The sequence below is a fragment of the Actinomadura bangladeshensis genome (assembly GCF_004348335.1).
Classification (GTDB): Bacteria; Actinomycetota; Actinomycetes; order Streptosporangiales; family Streptosporangiaceae; genus Spirillospora; species Spirillospora bangladeshensis.
Window position 1 is genome coordinate 1 of record NZ_SMJW01000422.1, and the last position, 4,095, is coordinate 4,095.

Sequence of the window (4,095 nt, forward strand, 5' to 3'; positions counted from 1 at the left end):
GGGCTCGGCGGGCTGGACGGGGTGGTGTTCAACGCCGGGATCGGGATCGGGTACGGGCTGGCCGGGACGGCGCTGGCCGACTGGGACCGGGTCCTGCATGTGAACCTGCGCGCCCCGTTCCTGGTCGGCAAGGCCGCGATGCCGGCGCTGGAGGCCGGTGCGTCGCTGGTGTTCATCGGGTCGCTCGCCGGGACGAAGCCGGGGTCGCGGTCGCCGTCCTACGACGCGTCCAAGGCGGGCCTGACGGGGCTGGTGCGGCACATCGCGGCCGAGGGCGCGCCGCGCGGGATCCGCGCGAACGTGGTGGCGCCGGGCCTGATCGACACGGTGATGGGGCGGGACGCCTCGTCCGGCGGCGACTCCCGCGACCGGGTGGCGCGCCTGATCCCGATGCGCCGGCAGGGGACGGCGTGGGAGGTCGCGGACGCGGCGGTGTTCCTGCTGTCGGACCGCGCGTCCTACGTCACCGGGCAGGTCCTGCACGTCGACGGGGGACTGTCCACGCTGCGCTGAGACCGGGTGGTGCGCGGGGTCGCGCCGCCCTACGGTGGACGCCCATGGACGATCTTGTGCGGCTGCGGCCCGTCGCCGAGGACGATCTGCCGTTCATCGAGCGGCTGCGCACCGATCCGGAGCTGGCCGGGCCGTTCCTGTGGGAGGGCTGGTTCGATCCGCGCCGGTTCCGGCGCCGGTGGGAGGCCGACCAGATGCTCGGCGAGGAGACCGGCAACCTGCTGGTGGCCGCGGGCGGCGACCGGCTCGGGCTGGTGTCCTACCGCCGCGTGACGACGACGGCGCGGTCGTGGTGCTGGAGCATCGGGGTCACGCTGATGCCCGAGGCGCGGGGGAGGGGCGCGGGGACCCGCGCGCAGCGGCTGCTGGTGGAGTACCTGTTCGCGCACACCCCGGCCCACCGGGTCCAGGCCGAGACCGACGTGGACAACCTCGCCGAGCAGCGGGCGCTGGAGAAGGCGGGGTTCACACGGGAGGGCGTGATGCGCGGCTGGAGCTTCCTGGGCGGCCGCTACCGCGACGAGGTCCTGTACGGCGTGCTGCGCGGCGATCTGTGACCGGGAACACCTCTTCCACTGCGATGGTTACCGTGTAACGCTGTAATCATCCGGGAGGTGGCGATGACGGAGCCGCTGGACGCCTATTCGCGCGTGGTGTCGGCCGTGGCGCGGGAGCTGACCCCGCGGGTGGCGGCGCTGCGCGTCCGGGACCGCCGCGGCGAGGGCTCCGGCTCGGCCGTGGCGTTCACCGGCGAGGGGTTCCTGCTGACCAACGCCCACGTCGTCGGCCGCGCGACCGGCGGGCAGGCCGCCTTCTCCGGCGGCGACACCGCCGAGTTCACCGTCGTCGGCACCGATCCCCTGTCGGATCTGGCCGTGGTCCGCGCCGACGGGCCGACCCCCGGCCCGGTCACCCTCGGCGACGCCGACACCCTGGTCGTCGGGCAGCTCGTCGTCGCCGTCGGCAACCCGCTCGGCCTCGCCGGGTCGGTCACCGCCGGGGTGGTGTCGGCGCTCGGCCGGTCCCTGCCGACCCGGCAGGCCACCCGCACCGGCACCGCCGTCCGCCTCATCGAGGACGTCGTCCAGACCGACGCCGCGCTCAACCCCGGCAACTCCGGCGGCGCGCTCGCCGACTCCGCCGGCCGCGTCGTCGGCGTCGCCACCGCCGTCGCCGGGATCGGGCTCGGCCTGGCGGTGCCGATCAACGCCACCACCCGCCGCATCATCGCCGCGCTGATCCGCGACGGCCGCGTCCGCCGCGCGTTCCTCGGCCTGGCCGCCGCCCCGGTGCCCGTCCCGGCGGCGCTGCGGGCCCGCACCGGGCAGGACGACGCGCTGCGCGTCGCCGAGGTCGTGCCCGGCAGCCCCGCCGACCGGGCCGGGCTGCGCCGCGGCGACCTGGTCCTGACCGCCGGCGGCGCCCCGGTCTCCCACGCCCAGTCGCTGCAGAAGCTGATGTTCGCCGAGGCCATCGGCCGGCCGCTGCCCGTCACCGTCCTGCGCAACGGCGCCATGGTCGACGTCATCGCCGAACCGGTCGAACTCGACCCCGAACCCGCCTGACCGCGGCCGGTCGCACCTGCAGATGACAGGGTGCGGAGCAGGGCGAACGGGACGGCGGGGGAGCACACGGGCATCGCTGTTCTGGCGCGAGCACCGCAACGGGTGCGTAACAATGAGCCGCTATGGCTACGCGATCCAGGTTCCGGGCAGTGGCGGCGGCCGCGGCGGCCGCGGTGTCGGCGGGCGCGCTCACCGCGTGCGGCATCCCCGCCTTCGGTGAGCGCGAGGCCGGCGGGCGCGGCCCCCTGCCGCCGGGCGCCGAGGCCGAATGCGCCAAGGTCCCCGCGCCCGGCGACTCCCGGCACCGGCAGGTGCGCGGCATGTGGATCGCCACCGTCGGCGGCATCGACTGGCCCGGCGACGCCGACTCGGCCGCCGCGCAGAAGAAGCGGTACACCCGGCTCCTGGACACCGCCCGGTCGATGAACATGAACGCGGTGTTCGTCCAGATCCGCCCCAACTCCGACGCCTTCTACGACTCCCCGTACGAGCCCTGGTCGCAGTGGATCACCGGCACGCAGGGCAAGGACCCCGGCTACGACGTCCTGGCCTTCATGCTCAAGGAGGCCCACGCCCGCAACCTGGAGTTCCACGCCTGGTTCAACCCCTACCGCGTGTCCCGCCAGGGCGACGTGAACAAGCTGTCGCCCAAGAGCCCCGCACGCCGGCACCCCGACTGGGTCCGCAAGTACGGGGCCGGGCTCTGGTACGACCCGGGCCTGCCCCAGGTCCGCGACCTGGCCACCAAGGCCGTCATGGACGTCGTCACCAAGTACGACATCGACGCCGTCCACTTCGACGACTACTTCTACCCCTACCCCGAGGACGGCGACTTCCCCGACGACGCCGCCTACAAGGCCTACGGCGGCGGCATGAAACGCGCCGACTGGCGCCGCAAGAACGTCGACACCCTCGTCGAATCGCTGTCGGAGAAGATCCACGACGCCAAACCGTGGGTCCGGTTCGGCATCAGCCCCTTCGGGGTCTGGCGCAACAAGACCAGCGACCCCGCCGGATCGCCCACCCGCGCCCTGCAGAGCTACGACGACGTCTACGCCGACACCCGCAAATGGATCAAGAAGGGGTGGCTGGACTACGTCACCCCCCAGCTGTACTGGCCGATCGGCGACCCCCGCGCCGACTACGCCAAGCTCGTCGCCTGGTGGGCCGACCAGGTCAAGGGCACCGACGTGCAGCTCACCATCGGGCAGGGCGCCTACCGCGTCGGCGCCGACGCGGCCTGGAAGGACCCCGCCGAGCTGTCCCGGCACCTCACCCTGAACGCCAAGTACCCGCAGGTCCGCGGCGACGTGTACTTCAGCGCCTCCGACATCGCCGCCAACCGCCGCGGGTTCGCCGCCCGGCTCCGCGACGACCACTACACCCGCCCCGCCGTCCTGCCCGCCGTGGACGAGGCCGGCAGCGGCGAGGGGCGGGGCGGGAACGCCGCGCCGCCGCCCGTGCACGGCACCGCCGCCGTCCCCGCCGACAAGGGCGTCAAGGTGACCTGGCGGCCCTCCGAGGGCGCCTCCTCCTACGCCGTCTACCGCGTCGACGGCACCGGCCCCGGCTGCGCCCCCGTCGACCCCGAACGCCTCATCGCCGACGTCCGCGGCGGCGGCATCATCGACCCCACCGCCGAACCCGGCCGCGCCTACACCTACTACGTCACCGCGCTGAACCGCCTCCACCACGAGAGCGCCCCCGGACGCGGCGCAACGGTCACCGCCCCGAAGGGATAATGATCATGGTCTGGGGGGAGGAACCAGTCACCTGATCATCCCCCGGAGGTCTGAAGCATGGCGCTGTCGATGGAGGAGCAGCGGATCCTCACCCAGATCGAGGTCCGCCTGAGCGAGGACGACCCGCGGCTGGCCCAGCGCCTCGCCCGCCACGGCACCCCCCGCGGGCGCCGCACCCGCACCATCGTCCTCACCGCCGCCGCCGTCATCATCGTCCTGGCCGCGATCGCCGCCGGCATCGCGGCGGCCGTCCTGTAACACCCGCTTCCCCAGCC

Annotated in this window: 5 protein-coding genes; all 5 read left to right on the top strand. The window is 74.0% G+C overall.

All coding sequences use genetic code 11. The features are described from left to right. Positions 1 to 513 (top strand): SDR family NAD(P)-dependent oxidoreductase (locus tag E1284_RS39045; RefSeq protein ID WP_131945170.1); only part of this gene is annotated, 513 nt, incomplete at its 5' end. Positions 514 to 557: 44 nt separating this feature from the next. Continuing rightward, positions 558 to 1,070 carry a GNAT family N-acetyltransferase gene (locus tag E1284_RS39050; RefSeq protein WP_131945171.1) on the top strand — a complete coding sequence of 171 codons (513 nt, stop codon included), beginning with the start codon at positions 558 to 560 and terminating at the stop codon, positions 1,068 to 1,070. A gap of 63 nt (positions 1,071 to 1,133) precedes the next feature. Continuing rightward, the gene (locus tag E1284_RS39055) at positions 1,134 to 2,078 is read left to right on the top strand and encodes a S1C family serine protease (protein ID WP_131945172.1); all 945 of its coding nucleotides are present in this window, start codon (positions 1,134 to 1,136) and stop codon (positions 2,076 to 2,078) included. Between the two features lie 122 nt (positions 2,079 to 2,200). After that, a complete protein-coding gene (locus E1284_RS39060) occupies positions 2,201 to 3,820 on the top strand; it encodes a glycoside hydrolase family 10-like protein (protein ID WP_131945173.1) in 1,620 nt (539 codons plus the stop codon). Between the two features lie 57 nt (positions 3,821 to 3,877). Next, positions 3,878 to 4,078: a DUF3040 domain-containing protein gene (locus E1284_RS39065; RefSeq protein WP_131945174.1), complete on the top strand. Its 201-nt coding sequence runs from the start codon at positions 3,878 to 3,880 to the stop codon at positions 4,076 to 4,078. Positions 4,079 to 4,095 lie beyond the last annotated feature (17 nt).